Here is a 20,315-nt window from a genome sequence, read left to right on the forward strand (position 1 = left end):
TTTCATTTCAGTTTTAAGAAATTAACTTCCTCGTCTCCAGAAAATTGCTAAGACAATCATGGAACCTAGTACTGCCGGAATAATGGCAGTTCCTGCTATTATAGGTCCCCAAGTCCCAAAAAGCAAGTGGCCTATAAAGGCACCAATCCAGCCTAGAAACATTTTTCCAAAACATCCCATTTGCTCTCCACGATTGGTCAGAGTACCTGCTAAAAATCCCACTAGGAGACCAACGAACATACTTCCTAACATATTATCTCCTTAATTTGCCCAATCTCCGTTACGGAAGAGTGGTACACGTGTCCCATCCTCACGGATACCATCGATATCCATCTGATTAGAACCAATCATAAAATCCACGTGAACATCTGAACGGTTAAGCCCCGCAGCTTCAAGCTCCTCTTCGCTCATCTCTGCTCCACCAACGACGCTAGTCGCATAGGCTGCACCGATAGCCAAGTGGTTTGAAGCATTCTCATCGAAAAGGGTGTTAAAGAAGGTAATGCCTGACTGAGAAATTGGGCTTGGATCTGGTACCAAGGCACATTCACCCAAGGCACGCGCACCCGCATTTTCAAAGACAAGGTCTTTCATGACCTGATCACCCTTCTCAGCAGTAATATCTATGACTTGTCCATCCTTAAAAGTCACCTTAATGCCTTCAATGATATTTCCGTTGTAGCTAAGCGGTTTTGTAGAAGTTACATAACCATCTGCACGACGGAAGTCAGGCGCTGTGAAGACTTCCTCTGTCGGCATATTTGGCAAGAAGCCTTCGCCCTGTGCATTAATAGCACCAGCTGATTCCCAAACATGGTTTTTCGGCAAACCAAGTGTCAAATCTGTTCCTGGCGCTGTGTAGTGAAGGGCTGAAAATTGTTCTTTATTGAGCATATCAGCTTTACTCTTAAGGATAGCTGCATGCTCTTCCCAAGCCTTAACAGGATCTGCTTCGTAAACACGGCAAGTTTTGAAAATTTGGTCCCAAAGGAGATCGACTGCTTCTTCATCGCTCGCAGCATTTGGAAAGACTTTCTTAGCCCACTCAAGTCCAGCAGCTGCTGCTACAGTCCAGCTAACCTTATTAGATTGAGTCGCGATACGCATTGGCTTCATGGCAAGTCCCATAGCTTTGGCAGAAGCTGAGAGCTTGTCAGCATCCACTCCGTTCAAGGCACCTGGATCAGATGAACGAACCCCAAGACGGCTAGCTTTGTTCTCTAAAAGATAGTTCATCTCAGCAATCTTGTATTCTGGCACATTGTCCAGACGCTCCATCGGTGCGTGGAGGAATTTCTCACGGTTGATGACATCATCTGTCCACTGAACGATAACCTCATGCGCACCCAAAGCATAAGCTTCTTTGACGATTAAGTGAGCCAACTCACGTTGTTCCACATCGATAGAGAGAGCCAAAGTGTGACCAGGTTGCACGTTAATTCCGTTCGCAACCAACAATTTCGCATATTTTTCTAGATTTTCTTTAAAATTTGGTAAAACCATGTTGTTTTCTCTTTTCTATTTTTATTTTTCTTTCAAAGCAGAGAATAATCCTGCTAAAGCAATAGCACCTGACAAGAGTGCTGTTGATAGAAGAATTGTCTGATCAGCAAGTTCTAATTGATATTCAAATACCTTCTCAGCCGGCTTATCTTCCGCAAAAATTCTTAGTTTCATGAGACCCCCCTTAAAATTTATTAAAATAAATCACTATGACTACCTGTCCTAAGCAAGTTTAAAAGTAATTCTTCCTTGTCTACTTTATAAACCAAAAGCCAATCTGGCTGGATATGGCATTCACGAACTCCTTGAAAATGCTTGGATGCTGTCAGTTGATGATCACGATATCTAGCAGGAAGTTCTTTTTCTTGAACCAGAAAATTTAAAACTTCTTCTAATAATTCTGCCCTCAAACCACGCTTCATAGCCAACTTAAAATCTTTTTTAAACTGTTTATGATAACGAATCTTAAGCACGCAAATCCTCCATCAAGTCAGAGACTGATTCAAAGGATTGGCTCATATTACGATTTTGGTCTAAATCCGTTAATACCTCAAGCAACTTCCGATTCTCGTCTAGTCTAACATCAAAAGGTAATCCCTGATATTGAATAGCCTGACGAAGAAAAATATTGATAGCTGTTGTCATATCCATTCCCAGATTACTAAACACCTGTTGAGCCTGCTCCTTCACCTCACTATCCAAACGGATGCTCATACTCGTCTTTGACATACTCTCACCCTCTTTCTATAGACTATTTTAACAAAAAAGAAGGCTAATGTAAATCTATTGGATATACATTAGCCTCTTTGGATAGATGATTATCGTTGCTCTGATGACTTATTTTCTATAAAATGATTTACCCTAGTCAAGATCTCTTTTTCCAGTTCTGTTATTTGTTCCGGACCCCAACCAGAATCTTTTTTAGAAGTTATCTTTGCCATCATCTGTAATTTTAAACTCTGACGATGGAATATCCCTTCTCTTTCCCATTGTTCTAATTTAGCCTCTGGATAGGAGTTGCCAAACCTAGAGTTCTGACTATCGGTAATAATACAAAGGTTGCCAAAGGAATGTAAAAACTCAGCAGGTAATTGTCTCTCTCCATCATGTCCATTTGGATTCTGAGGATACCAATGTTCTACGGAGCGACGATAAGCAAATTTAAAATCTTTAAACTCAATATCGTAATCTTTCTTCAATTCTTCACGATTTTTCCATAAAACATAATCTACAAAGTTAAAAGCGTAAACAGGAATTGCCCCATATTTTTTGATACTTTTATCTTCGGTAAACAATCTTTCCTCAGCATATCTCACTGCCATTTTTTCAAGAAAATCCTTAAAGAGACTAGCAAATTCTGTTTGATTTAACTCTTCAATATGGTTAAACAGGAATTGCAAGATTTCATATAACCAACGACTATCACGATTAGCAGTAAAGGTCACAGCAAACATGGATTGAAGGAGGATAATGTTTTTGTTTAAATTGTCAAAAGTATTGTTTTGATAATTAATTCGAACATATTTCCATCCTCCATTTTCATTTCGTTGATATGTCTCATACTTACCTCGTTTGATTTGCCATTCGGTTTCATTTTCTAATTGGACATTTTTTACGATAAGCGTATCAAATATATGCTTCATAGTCAGAAGTAGTTGCCCAAATTGTTGGACCCATTCTCTATCTCGTCGTTCAATTTCAAAAATTTTCAATAATTTTTTATCGTCAAATGTAGTTTCATCATTTCCTTCCATGATGAAAAAAACTTGAAGCAAAAATGTTGGAAAATCAATTACAGTCGTATAATTTGAAATATCTGCTCCATTATTTACTAAGCTACTACTTTCATATTTTGTCTGAGTAATTGCATCTAGTAAACTTCGTTGCTCAATTTTTTTTACTCTTATTTTCTCAAATACACTTTCCAATTTGAAGTTAGTAAATTCTTTACCAAAAATTCTCTCCCCCTCTTCATCAGTATTGTTTGGTCTACTTCGGATTTGAAAAGTTTTTATTACCGGCTTATCAAACTCTGCACAGGCATCCCAAATTCTCGCAAATTTTTGTGCCATTTCTTGATCTTCACCAAATTTAGACATCATTTGTGCCTTAAGAATCTCATGAGCCTCTAGTTGTTCGCCTCGAGAGTTGAAACGTTCGAAATAAAGATTCAAATCTAAATCTTCAGGAAGTATACTCCGAAAAATGATAACCTTCTCAAAAAGATAATCAACGAAAGACTGAGGAGCCAATTGGCGCTCTTCTAACACTTTTTTCAATGCATCTTTAGCATGCCCGTAGCCTCTAGTCAACTCATTTTCATCGCCCTCTGAAATTTTTTGCTTGGTAAATAGCTTTTGAATATTCTCATTTGATTTCTTCCGAGCTGGGAAGGTAAGATTGACAGCTTTCAATCTATCAAAACCAAACTCATGCTTCAAAGCTAAGGCAATCAAATTAAGGGCTGTTGTCCGTTGTTGCCCATCTATGATTTTGAAAATGTCATTCTCTTTATTAACGACTAATGTTCCAATATAGTAGTAATTGTCTCTATTATAGTAATTGTCTCTATTTTCTTGAAAAGCATCTGCTACGTCATTCAATAACTGCTCAATTTCATCATAAGTCCAAGCAAAATTTCTCTGATAAAGAGGGATAGCATAGGTATCTTCATTTAACAAACGATTAACTGATAAGCTTATATGTGTTTCTACCATTTATTTTTTTCCTCTTCTATAATCTTGTCCACAGTATAATTTTCAAATAATTCTCTATCTATCTTGACCATAAAATCATTCGGAGTGACAGCATGAGATAAAAGTTGAAATAGCTTTTGAACCTCTTTTTGTCTAAAACTTCCACCAGCAGCGTATTTCCCTACCGTTGCATCATATATGGCTTTAGACTTAACCCGAGGGTAATAAGACCAAATAAACAAGGTCTCTACTATCTCCTTTGATAACTCATCTTTTCCAAATCTATCTGCAAAAAGTGAACAAATATTTAAGAATATATTGTGACACTTGAGGTAGCGTCCTTTTGAGCTATTGTAAATGTTCAACATACCTTCTGGGTAAGCTACATTTTTTTCTTCCTCCTCTGACTCATTAGAGACCCCTAACTGTTTATTTAAAAAATTTTTATGAACTCTAATAGTTTCATGAGCAGATTCAATATACTCAAAAAATTTACTTCCATCAATGATTGGCATAGTAATTGACATAGGAAAATTTTCAATATGACGATACAATTCTAGATATGGAAAGTTCTGATTCAAATCAACGCCTTTAAAATCGTCAATAAAATCCTCTGTAAAACGGAGATAAGAGCCATAACGCTTGTTTGTTAATCCTGTCTCTCCTCGCGACCAACGTCTCATACGAAAAAGATGTTTATCAAACAACTCTTTGAGACTTAAATCTTTATCTTCCACAAATTTCTCCCACTTTTCAACAATCTTTTCATCTTCTGAATCTTGCTTGCGAAGATGATAGGCTTTGAGCAAATCATGAGGTTCTAAAGATTTTCCACGATTATTCTGAGAATCAAATAGCTGAAAGGCCTCTGATAATCGTTCCTGTGGCATAGTAATCACGGAGACAGAACAATTTTCCAATAAAAAGTTGCAAATATCTTTTGCCTGATTTTCGCCGACCAATTGAGTCAAATTTTCCCACTCATTATAATTTTCACTCGCATGATAGCAAGATAGCTCTCCAAATACAGCACTACTCAGCAGTTGCTTAGCACCCTTATAATTCTCTAAATCATCTAATAAATGAAGAAACAAGGAAATTGAAATTAGCCGTTGCTGTCCATCGACAATATCTAAGTATTCATCATTTTCATGCAAGATAACGGAACCAATCTGATATTCCTTCTTCCCCATAGCATCTCGTAAATCATAAAAAAGATTACGGATATGTTTTCTGTTCCATTTATATGGTCTTTGATAAGAAGGAATTCGCAAATTCCCTTCTTTCAATAGTTCTCCAACCTTTTTAGAAGTAAATTGAATAGTCATTTTATCCTCATCTATATTTATCTATCATTTCTTGAACTGTTTGCTTCATATCCTCTACTAAAATTCGAGGAGACAAAATAGTGACTGCTTCCCCTTGTCCCAGCAACCAGCGTTTAAGCCCCGGTGTATGCTGACTTTCAAACTGAAAATGAGTCCAGTCGCCATTTTTCCCAACTATTTTTGCATTTGGAAATTGGTCCATCACAATAGTCGGATCATTCAAATACTCGATCTCAATACTGATTTTCTTCCCGATAAAAGCATCTACTCTCTCGTTACGAATGTCGCCATCTCTAAATTTATCTCGATAAGAAATAGAAGGTTTCTCTATACCACTAAGAGACCATGACTGGATACGGTCTACTCTTAAAGTAATATAAGTAGCATGTTTCAACTGGTAAACAACCAGATAGAAATAATGATTATCATAGTAAAGAGAGACTGGCAAAACAGTCTGCCTCTTAGAAGATTCAGAATAAGGTTTTTGATAGATAATATCTAGAACCTGTTCATGCAAAATAGCTTCTGATAAATTCCAAATTTTCTCTATTCTATTTTGTTGATCCGTTAAGGGAGCATAGTTAAGCTTTTCGCTGCCAATGATCTGCTCAATTTCTTTCTGATCAGCACGGGGAACCAAGACCAGTAAATTATTTAGTAAGCTAGCAATTTCTGGTCTGTTCAGTGCTCGATTTTCCAATAAAATCTTTGAAATAACGAGAATATCCTTTTTATTAAAAACTGACTTACTTGATAGGCTATACTTATTTGTTTTACGACTATAAAGCAAGTCTCCACTAAAATCGGGATAACTGGATAAAATATCACGAAGGAGCGAAAAATCTCTCTGTATCGTCTTTTCACTAACCTCAAATTCCTGAGCCAGTTGCTTTTTTCCTAACGGAGTCCCAAACTGTAAACGTAAAAAGATCGTTAGTAATCTCTCTTGATCATTCATTTGCAATTTCCTTCTACATATTATTCAAACAATATTATTTCTAGTACATTATTATCACTTCTATAGTCTAACTAGCACTTTAGATTCAAAACGATTAAAGCAAAATAAACTAGCCCTTAGGTGATTTCAACTGTACCAATATGCCAGATTCGAAGAACTCAACTACGGATTCATCCATATTTTTTAAGTCTTCGGGTAAGCAGTCTGAATATACAATGAAGAGTCTGCCTCTTTTCTTATTCTCTTTGAATTGCTGCATCCAGTATTCCTGTACCCTTTGATCAGCCTCTCCCCAAAATTGAACTCCCTCCAGAAAAATCAAGTCATACTCTGTATACTCCATTTGCAGTTTTATCCATTGACTATGTTTAGAAAAAATCAAATTATCTCTCACTCGATAATATCCAAGTGATGCTATTGGAGTAGCAGGTTTTATTTTAGTTAACGTATAAAACAAATGCCATCTGTCAGTCTCTGAAATACCGCAAATGTAAATACATTGAAAATCTTCTTTTAAGTCTATTTGTGGGAACCCAGTCCAATCACTCCCATCATCTTTCAAGCCTTTTTCAAAATTGTAAATTTGCTCTTCAATTGACACATTAGAATTTAAAATTCCTTGATCCACCATATTATACTCTCTTTTCTATTATTTTTAAGAGAATTATAACAAATCAAGTGGACATATTTTGTCCACTTGATCAAAATAAGCAATTTTTTAAAACAACTCATCAAACAAACTGAGCTGGTTATCCTCTGGCATATTGCCAAGAATACCCATTTCATCCATCTTTTCAACCAAGGTTGATGAGAGCCCTCCACGCTTGCGGAGTTCTGTTTTAGAGAGGAATTCTCCCTTTTCACGCGCTCGAACTAACTGCTTAGCAACGTTCTCTCCTAGACCATCCATAGCGACAAATGGTGGAATCAGTGTATCTCCGTCAATGATGAATTCAGTCGCATCACTACGGTAGAGGTCTAACTTCCCAAACTTGAAGCCACGCTCCCACATCTCATTGACAATCTCAAGAGTTGTATAGAGATCGATTTCCACATTAGAGGCCTCATTGTTCTTCCGTTTTTCAGAGATTTCTTCCATTCTGCGTTTGATGGCATCCAAGCCCGCCCCCATGATCTTGATATCAAAAGCCTTAGCACGGATTGAGAAGTAAGCACAGTAATAATAAATGGGATGGTGAACCTTGAAGTAAGCTACACGCAAGGCCATCATAACGTAGGCTGCCGCATGGGCTTTAGGGAACATGTACTTAATTTTCCCACAGGATTCGATATACCACTCTGGCACCTTATTAGCCTTCATGGCTTCGATATAGCTATTGCGTTCCTCTTCGGAAATCTTGAGCCACAAGCCCTTACGTACCCGTTCCATAATGGTAAAGGCCATCTTAGGTTCTAGACCAGCATGCATGAGGTAAACCATGATGTCGTCCCGACAACCGATAACAGTCGATAGGTCTGCTATTCCTTGCTTAATCAGATCTTGAGCATTGCCCAGCCAAACGTCGGTACCATGGGACAACCCTGACAACTGAAGCAACTCCGCAAAAGTTGTCGGATGGGTTTCATCGACCATGCCTCGGACAAAGTTGGTTCCAAACTCTGGAATCCCCAACATCCCCGTAGGCGTCCCGATTTGCTCAGGTGTTACCCCTAACACATCAGTCCCAGAAAAGAGTGCCATCACGCCTTCGTCATCCATAGGAATTTCATTAGGGTCAATCCCAGACAAGTCCTGAAGTTTTCGAATCATGGTCGGATCATCATGTCCCAGTACATCGAGTTTGAGGACGTTCTCGTCGATATCATGGAAGTTAAAGTGAGTGGTCTGCCATTCAGCCGTTACGTCATCTGCTGGATACTGGACAGGCGTAAAGTCGTAAACATCCATATAGTTAGGAATAACAACGATTCCCCCCGGGTGTTGTCCTGTTGTCCGCTTGACACCAGCTGCACCTTGAGCAAGGCGTTCCACCTCTGCATCACGATAAAACTTGCCATAATCTCGCTCATAGCCCTTGACAAATCCATAAGCGGTCTTGGCAGCAACCGTACCAACCGTTCCTGCACGGAAGGCATATTCCTCACCAAAGATATCACGCACATCCAAGTGGGCGCTAGGCTGGTCTTCTCCCGAAAAGTTCAAGTCAATATCAGGAACCTTGTCTCCATCAAAACCAAGGAAGGTTTCAAACGGAATATCCTGTCCGTTTTTGTTGAGTTTATGACCACAGTTTGGACAGTCCTTATTGGGCATATCAAATCCTGAACCGTACGAACCATCGGTGATAAACTCACTGTACTGACACTGACCACAGACATAGTGAGGAGAGAGAGGATTGACCTCTGTAATCCCAATCATGGTCGCAACGAAACTAGATCCGACAGACCCACGAGAACCAACCAAGTAGCCCCGTTCATTAGAACGTTGTACCAGCATCTGCGAAGCCAGATAAATCACAGCAAATCCATTCCCCAGAATAGAAGTCAGTTCTTTTTCAATCCGTAAATCGACAATATCTGGTAGCGGATTTCCATAAATCTCAAAAGCTTTCTTATAGGTCAGCTCAGCGACCGTTTCTTCAGCCTTGTCGATGAAAGGCGTATACAAGTCACCCTTAACTACCTCAACAGGTTCAAAGATTTCTGCCAAGGCATTGGTGTTTTCAATAACCAATTTGCGAGCTAATTCCTCTCCCAAGAAGGCAAATTCATCCAACATCTCATTAGTCGTTCGAAAATGAGCCTTTGGAAGTGGTGCTGGTTGGGCATGTTCACCATGACCGATAGTTCGGTTAATCATAGCCCCCTGGCCCAAACTACGGACGATAATTTCACGGTAAATCTCTTCTTCTGGTTCGATATAGTGGACATTCCCCGTAGCCAGAACAGGCTTACCAAGACGGTCTCCCACCTCTATCAAACTCCTGATAATAGTCTGGAGCTCCTCCATATCTTTAACCTGCTCCTTGGCAATCAAGGGAGCATAGATAGCAGGTGGCATAACCTCGATAAAGTCATAATACTTGGCCACCTCAACCGCCGCATCCACGCCCTGGGAAACGACTGCATCAAAAACTTCACCCTCCGAGCAAGCTGAACCTAAAATCAAACCTTCCCGATGGGCATCTAAAACCGTTCTCGGAATTCGTGGCACCCCTTCAAAGTACTTGGTATTGGATAAAGAAACCAGCTTAAAGATATTTTTTAGACCTACCTGATTCTTGACATAAATGGTCGCATGCTTGATCCGAGCTTTTTTATAAGAGTCTGGACTAATCAAATCAATGTTAAGTCTAGCTAGATCGGTCACACCATGTTTCTCTGCCACTTCTTTGATAAAGATGAAAAGCAGACGACCAGTCGCTTCCGCATCGTAGTTGGCCATGTGGTGATGTTCCAAAGCCACACCAAAACGCTTAGTCAAAGGCCCCAAACCATGGCGTTTATACTCAGGATAGAGATTTCTAGCAAACTCGAGCGTATCAATAACTGGCTGGCTAATTTTAGGAAGACCATGACGCTCATAATTGGCATTCATAAAGCCAACGTCAAAGGTCGCATTGTGGGCAACTAAGACTGTATCCTTACAAAATTCTTGGAATTCTTGCAAAACTTGTTCCAGTGGTTTGGCATTTTTGACATGGTCATCTGTAATTCCAGTCAACTCAGTAGTAAAAGCTGACAAGGGATGTCCAGGATTGATAAATTCATCAAATTCAGCAATGACATTCCCCTTGTACATCTTAGAAGCCGCAACCTGAATCAAGTCATTATAGATAGCTGATAGACCCGTCGTTTCCACGTCAAAGACCACATAGGTCGCTTCTGACAAATCCATCTCCACTTCGTTATAAACGATAGGAACACGGTCCTCCACAATATTAGCTTCCATTCCATAGATTAGCTGGATTCCCGCTTTCTTAGCAGCCTTATAGCCGTGTGGGAAGGATTGAACATTTCCATGGTCGGTGATGGCAACCGCCTTGTGTCCCCACTTAGCAGCTGTCGCAACGATTTCTTCAACCTCTGGTAGAGCATCCATAGTCGACATATTAGTATGAGCATGAAACTCAACCCGACGCTCACCTTCTGGCATCAAATCCTTCCGCTCATAGTGAACAACTTCCTGCACATCCTGCACGTTCATAGTCAAATCGCGTGTGAAGTTATTCATCTCCACATTCCCACGAACTCGGAGCCAAGAATTTTTCTTAATTAGATCAAATTTCTGAGCCTCTTCCTCGTTCTTAACCCACTTTTGCATAGAAAAACTGGAAGTGTAGTCTGTCATTTTAAAGTTGATCAAAACACGACCTGTTCTAGTCACTTTTTGCTCCACATCAAAAACAACCCCTTCAAAAACCAGACGGTTTTCCTCCGTCGTCACTTCGATCATAGGAGTAATCTCCGCCTTGTCCAACTTGGGTTTAGCTACAGCTTTTTTGGCTTGAAAATCAAAAGCTGGTTTCTCTTCCGCTGGAGGTGGCGCCATCTGTTCTAGTTGTTCCATAGCACGGAGCGCTTCCTCATTGGCAGCTTGAACAATCTGCTCATTTTCAGCATGAAAGGCCTCTTCCTGCTCTTGGGTCAGCACATCATTTTTCTCTACTTGACAATTAAAAGTTGGAAAACCAAACTTTTCAAGTTGTTTAGCTAAATTAGGAAGGTGATTTTTCTTAAAGTGTTCCTTATCAATTGCCTCAGATCCTTCAATAAATAGCTGATTGCCCTCCGCACGAACTTGCAAATTTTGATAAAGTGACTTAAAACCTTGACTAGCACATGGTCCCTCAGAAAAAGCCTCTCTATAATAGGACTGCAAGAGTTGATTTGAAAATTCTTGAGACAGAGTCTTGATTTCGAAAACAGCTTTATTGCCTGTCTTAGAAAATTCCTCACTCAGCCCTTTCTTTAATTCTAAAAAGATTTCAATAGGTAAAATATTAGAAAATACGAAATGAAACTCCCATACCTTACTAATTTTATGAACCACAACTCGCTCAATATCAGCCTGTGCTAAAGCAGGATCCTGCCTCATTTCAGCAGGCATCCCCAATTGATTCATCAAAATTTCAAAACTATTTGACATTCATTTTCCTCACATTATTCTTCTACTATTTTACCATACTTAGAGGTGTTTTCTAAAGACAAAAGGAAGCCACTAAGTGACTTCCTTCTATAGTGAGGACTGATTAGTCTTCACCTTTGTTTTTCTTAATGATTTCTTCTTGTACTGACTTAGGTACATCTTCGTAGTGGTCAAATACCATCATGAATGTACCACGTCCTTGAGATGCAGAACGAAGAACTGTTGCGTAACCGAACATTTCAGCAAGTGGAACGTAAGCACGAACGATTTGGCTGTTACCGTGTGCTTCCATACCATCTACACGTCCACGACGAGCAGTTACGTGCCCCATAACATCACCAAGGTTTTCTTCTGGAACAGTGATTGTTACAAGCATCATTGGCTCAAGGATAGCTGGTTGTGCTGATTTAGCAGCTTCTTTAAGGGCAAGTGAAGCCGCGATCTTGAAGGCAGTTTCAGATGAGTCGACATCGTGGTATGAACCATCGTAAAGCTTAGCTTTAACGTCAACCATTGGGTAACCTGCAAGAACACCGTTAGCCATAGATTCTACCAAACCTTTTTCAACCGCTGGGATAAATTCACGAGGAACCACACCACCGACGATTGCGTTTTCGAATTCGAATCCTTTACCTTCTTCGTTTGGAGTAAATTCAATCCATACATCACCGAATTGACCTTTACCACCAGACTGACGTTTGAAGAATCCACGTGCTTGAGTAGAAGCGCGGAATGTTTCACGGTAAGATACTTGAGGAGCACCTACGTTCGCTTCAACTTTGAACTCACGACGCATACGGTCAACAAGGACGTCAAGGTGAAGCTCACCCATACCAGAGATAACTGTTTCACCAGTTTCAACGTTTGTTTCAACGCGGAATGTTGGATCTTCTTCAGCCAATTTTTGAAGGGCGATACCCATCTTGTCTTGGTCAGCTTTAGATTTTGGCTCAACCATCAATTGGATAACTGGTTCTGGAACGTTGATTGACTCAAGAATGATTTTAGCTTTTTCATCTGTCAATGAGTCACCAGTTGTAGTATCTTTCAAACCAACGGCAGCAGCGATATCACCTGAGTAAACAGTGTCAATTTCTTGACGGCTGTTAGCGTGCATTTGAAGGATACGTCCGATACGCTCACGTTTACCTTTAGAAGTGTTCAATACGTATGAACCTGATTGAAGCACACCTGAGTACACACGGAAGAATGTCAAACGACCTACGAATGGATCTGTCATGATCTTGAAGGCAAGAGCTGCAAATGGCTCTTCGTCAGATGCTGGACGAGTTTCTTCAGCGTCTGTATCTGGGTTAATACCTTTAATCGCTGGGATATCAAGTGGGCTTGGAAGGTAGTCAATAACCGCATCAAGCATCAATTGAACACCTTTATTCTTGAAGGCTGAACCACACAATACTGGGAAGAATTCAACGTTGATAGTCGCTTTACGGATACCAGCTTTCAATTCTTCGTTAGTGATTTCTTCACCTTCGAGGTATTTCATCATCAATTCTTCGTCAGTTTCAGCAACTGCTTCGATCAATTTTTCACGGTATTCTTGAGCTTGGTCAAGGTATTCAGCTGGAATATCTTCTTCAAGGATATCTGTACCAAGGTCGTTAGTATAGATTTCAGCTTTCATCTTGATCAAGTCGATGATACCACGGAAGTCATCTTCAGAACCGATTGGCAATTGGATTGGGTGTGCGTTTGCTTGAAGACGATCGTGAAGTGTGCTTACAGAGTAAAGGAAGTCAGCACCGATTTTGTCCATTTTGTTGGCAAATACGATACGTGGAACTCCGTACTCAGTTGCTTGACGCCAAACTGTTTCAGTTTGAGGCTCAACACCTGATTGTGAGTCAAGAACGGTAACCGCACCATCCAATACACGAAGAGAACGTTGTACTTCGATTGTGAAGTCCACGTGTCCTGGTGTGTCAATGATGTTTACGCGGTGGTTGTTCCATTGAGCTGTTGTCGCAGCAGATGTGATAGTGATACCACGCTCTTGCTCTTGCTCCATCCAGTCCATTTGTGACGCACCTTCGTGAGTTTCACCGATTTTGTGGATTTTACCAGTGTAGTAAAGAATACGCTCAGTAGTTGTTGTTTTACCGGCATCGACGTGAGCCATGATACCGATATTACGAGTTTTTTCAAGTGAAAATTCGCGTGCCATGAGGTTTGTTTCTCCTATTTATTTTTGATTTCTATTCTATTATAACATGATTTTAATAAAAACGGATAGGCAGGACCTACCCGTTCTCAATGTTTTCATGCTACTGTTGGTTTCAACCTGTAGATTTACAAGTTAAATTGAACTCGGGCTAAAGTTAATTAGCCGATTTGAGCCAGAACAGGATGCTGTGTGAAAAAGATAAACTTCCTTGTATTCGTCGAATACTGCATCAGTTTCCTATTTTCACCTTGCATCCTTACCGTTCCTAGCATCATGATATAGTTGAGCTCAAGCTAAAAGTCTGGAGAAAAAGATGAATCTCATTGGTTGCAATCGCAACCTGCTTTGATTCCCTATTTTCTCTGGGACTTTCTTAACGCTTTCGCATCCTATCTTACCAACGGAAGTGTGCGAATGCACGGTTAGCTTCAGCCATACGGTGAGTGTCTTCACGTTTCTTAACAGCTGCACCAGTGTTGTTAGCAGCATCCAAGATTTCTTTTGCAAGACGGTCTTGCATTGTGTGTTCACCACGAAGACGAGCGATTGTTACCAACCAACGAAGTCCAAGTGTTGTACGACGTTCTGGACGAACTTCAACTGGGACTTGGTAGTTAGAACCACCAACACGACGTGCACGTACTTCAAGTACAGGCATGATGTTTTCCATAGCTGTTTCAAATACTTCAAGTGCATCGTTTCCAGTAGCTTCTTTGATTTGCTCAAAGGCACCGTAAACGATTGAAGCAGCTGTACCACGTTTACCATCAAGCATAACGCGGTTGATAAGACGAGTAACTAGTTGTGAATTGTAAAGCGGATCTGGCAATACGTCACGTTTTGGAGCTCTATTTTTACGACTCATTTCTCTTTATCCCCTTTCCTTATGCTTTTGGACGTTTAGTACCGTATTTAGAACGGCCTTGTTTACGATCGTTAACACCTGCAGTATCAAGTGCACCACGGACGATATGGTAACGTACCCCTGGAAGGTCTTTTACACGTCCACCACGAAGAAGCACTACGCTGTGCTCTTGCAAGTTGTGTCCGATACCTGGGATGTAGGCAGTAACTTCGATAAGGTTGCTCAAACGTACACGAGCGAATTTACGAAGGGCTGAGTTAGGTTTTTTAGGTGTCATTGTTCCAACACGAGTTGCAACACCACGTTTTTGTGGTGAAGAAACGTTTGTTTGAACTTTTTTATGACTGTTGTAACCAACGTTCAAAGCTGGTGATTTAGATTTTTCTACTTTTGATTTACGCGGTTTGCGAACCAATTGGTTAATTGTAGGCATCTACATTCTCCTGTGTTTTTTTATTTTTGGTGATGATACACTTGGTGACAGCTATCATCTGTGTGTACTTTTGCAACATTTGTCAGCACGTCCCTGTACACTCTTGAGAGACCAAAAGTAAAAAGTACCGTCTATTATTGTAACAAAATTTTCCCTTGGTTGTCAAGATATTTTTCTTTTTTATTGTTAATTTTAGCTCTTTTGTAGTGCTCCCTAAAAAAAGAAAAAGGAGGAATCCCTCCCTCCTAAAGTTAGTATTGTTCCATTCAATCCCATCAATTTTAGCACATAATAGTTTTCGAGATATGATAGTATCACAACCAACCAGATTCTTTCGCGATATTAGCTGCCTCTGTTCGATTACCAGCATCTAGTTTCGAAAGAATATTGGTGACATAGTTTCGGACTGTTCCGTTGGATAGATAAAGTTTGTCTGCAATTTCTTGATTAGATAAACCCTGAGCGATTCCCTTTAAAACTGCGATTTCTTGCTCTGTTAACGGATTGGGATGCGTCATCACCACTTCCATCAATTCAGGCGAATACTCCTTGCGTCCCTCTAGGACGGTGTGCAAGGTTTGCATGAGGTCTGCAATGTTTCTTTCTTTTAATACATAAGCATCTACCCCAGCCTTGACCGCACGTTCAAAATACCCTGAGCGCTTGAAGGTCGTCACTACAACCACCTTTGTTTCAAGCTTTTCTGCTCGTATCCACTCCAAGACTTCAAGACCTGTCTTAACAGGCATCTCTACATCAAGAATGACGATATCTACGGATTCTTTTTCTAAGATTTGGATTGCTTCTTGCCCATTCTTAACTTGAAGGACAGATTCCACATCAGGTTGAAGAGTGAGCAATTGACACATGGCGTCTCTAAGCATACTTTGATCTTCTGCGACTAAAACTTTCATCTACTTTCTCTCCTTATAAGGCAGATGCACGCGCACCTCTGTTGGATGTTTCAAGCTGACCAGCTCTACTTGACCTGAGAAGGCTGCTGCACGGTCACGGACTGTATGAAGTTCATTTCCTTTTACAGTTGCAAAACCTTTCCCTTCATCTCTAACTGTCAGGACCAATTCCTGATCTGTTCGTTCCAGTTTTAGATAGGCTTTTCCAGCTCTGGCATGCTTGATGATATTGGTCGCAAGTTCTAACAAAATCATAGCAGCCGTGGACTCTACATCCTGGGTCAAGCTAGCCTTGTCCAAGTGATTGTCAACTTGAACCTCAATGCCAGCAATCTCTAGCATCTTTTTGACAGTTTCAAGTTCTGAAGCTAAGGTCCGTGATTTCAGATTTTCCACAATGGTTCGCACTTCATTCATGGAATCCTTGCTGATCTGGTGAATTTCTTTTAATTCCTTCTCCACCTGTGAATAAGCTTCCATCTGAAATAACTGCAAGGCTAAATCTGTCTTGACACTCAGCATAGCAAAAGTATGTCCCAGACTATCATGCAAATCCTGACCGATACGATTGCGCTCATTTTCAGCAAGCAATAGATTTATCTGGGCATTTTGCTTAGCCTGTGCTTCTTTCAAATCCTCCACAATCCGAATCCGAATCAAACCAAAAGTCATTAAATCGATAAAAGTGATAATTCCAAGCAGATAGACTAGAAACTCAACTTCAACTTCCTGAAAAATCAAAAGTTGCCCCACAACAAGGAATTGAGCAAGGAGAAAAGTCCGGACATGTAAAGAATTAAAACTACGTACGCCGAAATGATAAATTAAGAGATTGGCAAGGAAAAAGAAGAACCAGATATAATTTACACCAACAAAGGCAGTATTCCCAGCTACATAGGCTAGCATAATCACCCAACAGAGCCAGGATAAACGCTGACTCTTGGTGGTTAAAACACCTAAGTAAGCCAAGACAAACAGAATGTCAATCAACAAATGCCAGCTAGGAAGCTCCCCAGTCACTACAGGCAGGATGGGGAAAATCATAAAAATTAAACTGGCCCAAAACATATAATGTATGCTTTTCAGTCTTTCAAGCATTAAGCATTCTCCTTATGACCTTGAAGGTAAATGGCCAAACCAAACAAAACTGCTGAAAAAACAAGTAGATAAACTGTGGCTGATAGATTGATGCCATCCTCATTTAAAAATGTCTTGAGCAATTCCATCAACTGATAAGTTGGTAGGCACTTCCCGATTGCTTGCATCCAGTCTGGAAATAAAGAGATGGGCATCCAGAGTCCACCTAAAACAGCCAAACCTAGATAGAGAAGATTGCCCACGACAGACATCAGCTGACTAGAAGGCAAGAGTGTCAAGGTCAAGCCAAGCGCTACAAAAGCTACACTTCCTACTATCAGCAAGAGCGCAGCCCCAATCCAGCTTCCTAAAGGCATATCCACACCTCTGACCAAGTGCCCAACTGAGAAAACAACCAGGATTGAGACCAGATAATCAACCATCATACTTGTTATCTTTGATAGATAATATTCTACCATATTTACCGGAGTATGGCGCAATGTTTTCTGCCAGTTGTTGATTTTATCTGTATGTAAAACAGCTGGGAATGAGAAGATAGCTGTCGACATCATGGAAAAGGCAGTCATAGAGATAAGGTAATCACGCATAAAATTCGCGGGTCCACCTGGTGTATCCTGGTAGATGCCAGAAAAGAATAGATAGAAGGCTGTCGGCATCCCTACTGATAATAAATAATAGACTGATTGCCGTTTGGTCAATAGAAATTCTATCTTATTTAATGCTAGCCACTGTTTCATCTTAGTCATCTCCCTTCTGCGTTTCTTCAAAGATTGTATCCAACAAACTACGATTATTAACTTCAATTTCTTGTATGCTACATCCTGCTTGAACTAACAGTTCCCAGAAAGCATTTGCCTCTCGTGTGACTACTTGCAAAGCATCTTGTTTTTGTGACCAGTTTTCAACCAAGTTAGACTGCTCAACGACTTCCTTGTATGCTAGAGGAAGGATAAAGTGCTTTTCAATCTCCTCACTGCGCATGGCTAGAGGTGTTGTATCGCGAATCAACTCTCCCTTATTCAAGACCAAGATTCGGTCCGCTGTATGCTCTACCTCTTCGATGTAATGGGACGAATAGAGAATGGTAACTCCCTTAGCTTTTAGTTCCTGAACAATTTCCCAAAAGCGTTGACGAGTTGAAGTATCCATGGCAGCAGTTGGTTCATCTAAAAAGACAAGTTTTGGTCGGCCAATCAAGGTCAAGGCAAAAGAGAAGAGACGCTTTTGCCCGCCTGACAATTTTTCTGCAAATTGCTCTTTTTGTTGCTTGTCAAACTGCAATAGTTGATCGATCTCCTGGTTGCTCAAGGGATTTGGATAAATACTTTGAAAGAAAGCAATCAACTCTTTGACCTTTAATTTCTGAACGATGACATTTTCTTGAGGCAGATAACCTCTAATATAATCTAACTGAGAACTCGTCACTGACAAGCCTTGGATGGATACTTGACCGCTTGTGACCAGTTTATCTCCAAGCAGACAGTCCAAGAGTGTGGTCTTTCCTGCTCCGTTTGGCCCAATCAAGGCGACGCATTCACCTTCAGCTACCTCAAAGGAAATATCCTTCAAAATAGCCTTGCCCTTGATGTTTTTATTTAGGCTTTCTACCTTAATCATGTTCATGATATTCTCCTTTCAGCCACTCCTTTCCCATAGGAAAGGCGATAAAAATCATAAATCCTAGTCCCAAGGCACCACGGATGAATTGGTGAAGGAAGGGTTGATCAAACCAACCTGTAAACATTTCTACCAACCATACCACTAGTGATACTCCAATAAAAAGATAGAGAAACGCTTTTTTCATTTTTCAAACTCCTTTTTCACATCTGATACTAATTTCAAACCTTCTCGGATAATCCAGGACATCATTCCAAATCCTGCAAATAGCTCCCAAGGAAAATGATAGAAATCTTAATCCAATCCTGAGAACATGAGATAAGTCATGACTCCTGCTGCTACTAAACTCATTGCGACAATTACTTTATCTTTCATTTTTTTATTCCTCCATTTCATACTTCAATTATAGTTTTTTGAAGTTAGCGGAGCTAGAAGCTTCTGTCATGAGGAGATATGACAAATGTCATAAAAATTCTGTTCAAAATAAGCAAGATACACTATACAATAAAACACAAGTAGAAAAATCTAAGGCAGCTTCCTCAAAATAAATATCAAACCCCATTCACACTATAATGTAAACTAATACTTACCTAAACTCGTAATAGAAGCAATTTTTATAACATTGAAACATATATTATAGGTTCAACAAAAACTCTTCTATTGCTTTATTAAGAATTAATAAGAGTTATAAAATCTATAAAATTTCAATGTGTATAATTAACCACCGTATTATTAAACAGAGTAGGAAACAAAAAAGTATACTCTGATTTTCAATGAAGATCAGAGTATAAAATGAATTACTGAAATTCAAAAAAGAGAGAACCAAACTGATTCTCTCTTAATGTATATAATATCTAGTTTAAAAAAGAAAAAAGATACACTCACGTACCTCTGAAACGAATCGGGAAGACAGGATTCGAACCTGCGACACCTTGGTCCCAAACCAAGTACTCTACCAAGCTGAGCTACTTCCCGAGTTAAATAGAAAAATGCACCCTAGAGGAGTCGAACCTCTAACCGCCTGATTCGTAGTCAGGTACTCTATCCAGTTGAGCTAAGGGTGCTCTATATTATGCCGAGGACCGGAATCGAACCGGTACGATCGTTACCAATCGCAGGATTTTAAGTCCTGTGCGTCTGCCAGTTCCGCCACCCCGGCCTCACTAAGCGAACGACGGGATTCGAACCCGCGACCCCCACCTTGGCAAGGTGGTGTTCTACCACTGAACTACGTTCGCACTGTTTTCTTCTATCTAAAAATGCCGGCTACATGACTTGAACACGCGACCCTCTGATTACAAATCAGATGCTCTACCAACTGAGCTAAGCCGGCTCATTTATTATATCTTAATGCGGGTTAAGGGACTTGAACCCCCACGCCGTTAAGCGCCAGATCCTAAATCTGGTGCGTCTGCCAATTCCGCCAAACCCGCATATATGACCCGTACTGGGCTCGAACCAGTGACCCATTGATTAAAAGTCAATTGCTCTACCAACTGAGCTAACGAGTCTAAAATAACTTACGTTATCTTAACGGTCCCGACGGGAATCGAACCCGCGATCTTCGCCGTGACAGGGCGACGTGATAACCGCTACACTACGGGACCT

The 20,315-nt window shown here is 40.3% G+C and carries 18 protein-coding genes, 8 tRNA genes and 1 pseudogene; all 27 read right to left on the minus strand.

The features are described from left to right. Positions 1–21: 21 nt before the first annotated feature. The 27 genes and pseudogenes from O3636_RS05940 to O3636_RS06070 all read right to left on the minus strand — a co-directional run bounded on the left by O3636_RS05940 (position 22) and on the right by O3636_RS06070 (position 20,314). Positions 22–252, minus strand: a complete 231-nt coding sequence (locus tag O3636_RS05940; protein ID WP_371642188.1) for a GlsB/YeaQ/YmgE family stress response membrane protein — start codon at positions 250–252, stop codon at positions 22–24. A gap of 9 nt (positions 253–261) precedes the next feature. Continuing rightward, on the minus strand, positions 262–1,503 hold the full coding sequence (locus tag O3636_RS05945; protein WP_371642190.1) for an aminopeptidase: 1,242 nt from the start codon (positions 1,501–1,503) through the stop codon (positions 262–264). Positions 1,504–1,524: 21 nt separating this feature from the next. Continuing rightward, positions 1,525–1,677: a hypothetical protein gene (locus O3636_RS05950; RefSeq protein WP_000776626.1), complete on the minus strand. Its 153-nt coding sequence runs from the start codon at positions 1,675–1,677 to the stop codon at positions 1,525–1,527. Positions 1,678–1,697: 20 nt separating this feature from the next. Beyond that, a complete protein-coding gene (locus tag O3636_RS05955; protein WP_000913063.1) occupies positions 1,698–1,976 on the minus strand; it encodes a type II toxin-antitoxin system YafQ family toxin in 279 nt (92 codons plus the stop codon). Next, a complete protein-coding gene (locus O3636_RS05960; RefSeq protein WP_000047863.1) occupies positions 1,969–2,232 on the minus strand; it encodes a type II toxin-antitoxin system RelB/DinJ family antitoxin in 264 nt (87 codons plus the stop codon). The genes O3636_RS05955 and O3636_RS05960 overlap by 8 nt, the downstream gene beginning before the upstream one ends. Positions 2,233–2,321: 89 nt before the next feature. After that, complete coding sequence (locus tag O3636_RS05965; RefSeq protein ID WP_265526503.1) at positions 2,322–4,220, minus strand: DUF262 domain-containing HNH endonuclease family protein; 1,899 nt, start codon at positions 4,218–4,220, stop codon at positions 2,322–2,324. Then, a complete protein-coding gene (locus O3636_RS05970) occupies positions 4,214–5,527 on the minus strand; it encodes a DUF262 domain-containing protein (protein ID WP_000155165.1) in 1,314 nt (437 codons plus the stop codon). Before O3636_RS05970 ends, O3636_RS05965 begins: the two co-directional genes overlap by 7 nt. A gap of 7 nt (positions 5,528–5,534) precedes the next feature. Continuing rightward, positions 5,535–6,485 (minus strand): YafY family protein, encoded by a 951-nt coding sequence (locus O3636_RS05975; RefSeq protein WP_000999611.1) that lies wholly within the window; start codon positions 6,483–6,485, stop codon positions 5,535–5,537. Between the two features lie 109 nt (positions 6,486–6,594). Next, positions 6,595–7,116: a DnaA ATPase domain-containing protein gene (locus O3636_RS05980; protein WP_265526500.1), complete on the minus strand. Its 522-nt coding sequence runs from the start codon at positions 7,114–7,116 to the stop codon at positions 6,595–6,597. Positions 7,117–7,203: 87 nt separating this feature from the next. Beyond that, the gene (locus tag O3636_RS05985) at positions 7,204–11,595 is read right to left on the minus strand and encodes a PolC-type DNA polymerase III (protein WP_371642193.1); all 4,392 of its coding nucleotides are present in this window, start codon (positions 11,593–11,595) and stop codon (positions 7,204–7,206) included. Positions 11,596–11,698: 103 nt separating this feature from the next. Then, positions 11,699–13,780, minus strand: a complete 2,082-nt coding sequence (fusA, locus tag O3636_RS05990) for an elongation factor G (protein ID WP_000090345.1) — start codon at positions 13,778–13,780, stop codon at positions 11,699–11,701. 394 nt (positions 13,781–14,174) lie between these two features. Continuing rightward, positions 14,175–14,645 carry a 30S ribosomal protein S7 gene (gene rpsG, locus O3636_RS05995; RefSeq protein ID WP_000087873.1) on the minus strand — a complete coding sequence of 157 codons (471 nt, stop codon included), beginning with the start codon at positions 14,643–14,645 and terminating at the stop codon, positions 14,175–14,177. Positions 14,646–14,664: 19 nt separating this feature from the next. After that, entirely contained in the window at positions 14,665–15,078 is a 414-nt protein-coding gene (gene rpsL / locus O3636_RS06000) for a 30S ribosomal protein S12 (protein ID WP_001142332.1), read from the minus strand. A 314-nt stretch (positions 15,079–15,392) separates the two neighbouring features. Then, on the minus strand, positions 15,393–15,992 hold the full coding sequence (locus O3636_RS06005) for a response regulator transcription factor (protein WP_371642195.1): 600 nt from the start codon (positions 15,990–15,992) through the stop codon (positions 15,393–15,395). Then, entirely contained in the window at positions 15,993–17,090 is a 1,098-nt protein-coding gene (locus tag O3636_RS06010; RefSeq protein ID WP_371642197.1) for a sensor histidine kinase, read from the minus strand. Then, positions 17,090–17,827, minus strand: coding sequence for an ABC transporter permease (locus tag O3636_RS06015; protein ID WP_125415577.1), 738 nt, complete (start codon positions 17,825–17,827; stop codon positions 17,090–17,092). The genes O3636_RS06010 and O3636_RS06015 overlap by 1 nt, the downstream gene beginning before the upstream one ends. A gap of 1 nt (position 17,828) precedes the next feature. Beyond that, a complete protein-coding gene (locus O3636_RS06020) occupies positions 17,829–18,713 on the minus strand; it encodes an ABC transporter ATP-binding protein (RefSeq protein WP_261077302.1) in 885 nt (294 codons plus the stop codon). After that, positions 18,700–18,894: a hypothetical protein gene (locus tag O3636_RS06025; protein WP_371642199.1), complete on the minus strand. Its 195-nt coding sequence runs from the start codon at positions 18,892–18,894 to the stop codon at positions 18,700–18,702. Before O3636_RS06025 ends, O3636_RS06020 begins: the two co-directional genes overlap by 14 nt. Beyond that, positions 18,891–19,082: pseudogene (locus O3636_RS06030) on the minus strand (hypothetical protein). The gene O3636_RS06025 and the pseudogene O3636_RS06030 overlap by 4 nt, the downstream one beginning before the upstream one ends. A gap of 526 nt (positions 19,083–19,608) precedes the next feature. Further along, positions 19,609–19,682 (minus strand) — tRNA-Pro (locus tag O3636_RS06035). A gap of 15 nt (positions 19,683–19,697) precedes the next feature. After that, positions 19,698–19,771, minus strand: a tRNA-Arg gene (locus O3636_RS06040). A 9-nt stretch (positions 19,772–19,780) separates the two neighbouring features. Continuing rightward, positions 19,781–19,866: transfer RNA gene (locus O3636_RS06045), tRNA-Leu, on the minus strand. A gap of 7 nt (positions 19,867–19,873) precedes the next feature. Further along, positions 19,874–19,945: transfer RNA gene (locus O3636_RS06050), tRNA-Gly, on the minus strand. 22 nt (positions 19,946–19,967) lie between these two features. Then, a tRNA-Thr gene (locus tag O3636_RS06055) sits at positions 19,968–20,040 on the minus strand. 18 nt (positions 20,041–20,058) lie between these two features. Next, positions 20,059–20,140 (minus strand) — tRNA-Leu (locus O3636_RS06060). 5 nt (positions 20,141–20,145) lie between these two features. Continuing rightward, positions 20,146–20,218: transfer RNA gene (locus O3636_RS06065), tRNA-Lys, on the minus strand. Between the two features lie 23 nt (positions 20,219–20,241). Then, positions 20,242–20,314: transfer RNA gene (locus O3636_RS06070), tRNA-Asp, on the minus strand. Position 20,315 lies beyond the last annotated feature (1 nt).

The organism is Streptococcus sp. 27098_8_76 (assembly GCF_041432315.1).
In the GTDB taxonomy this organism is placed as follows: Bacteria; Bacillota; Bacilli; order Lactobacillales; family Streptococcaceae; genus Streptococcus.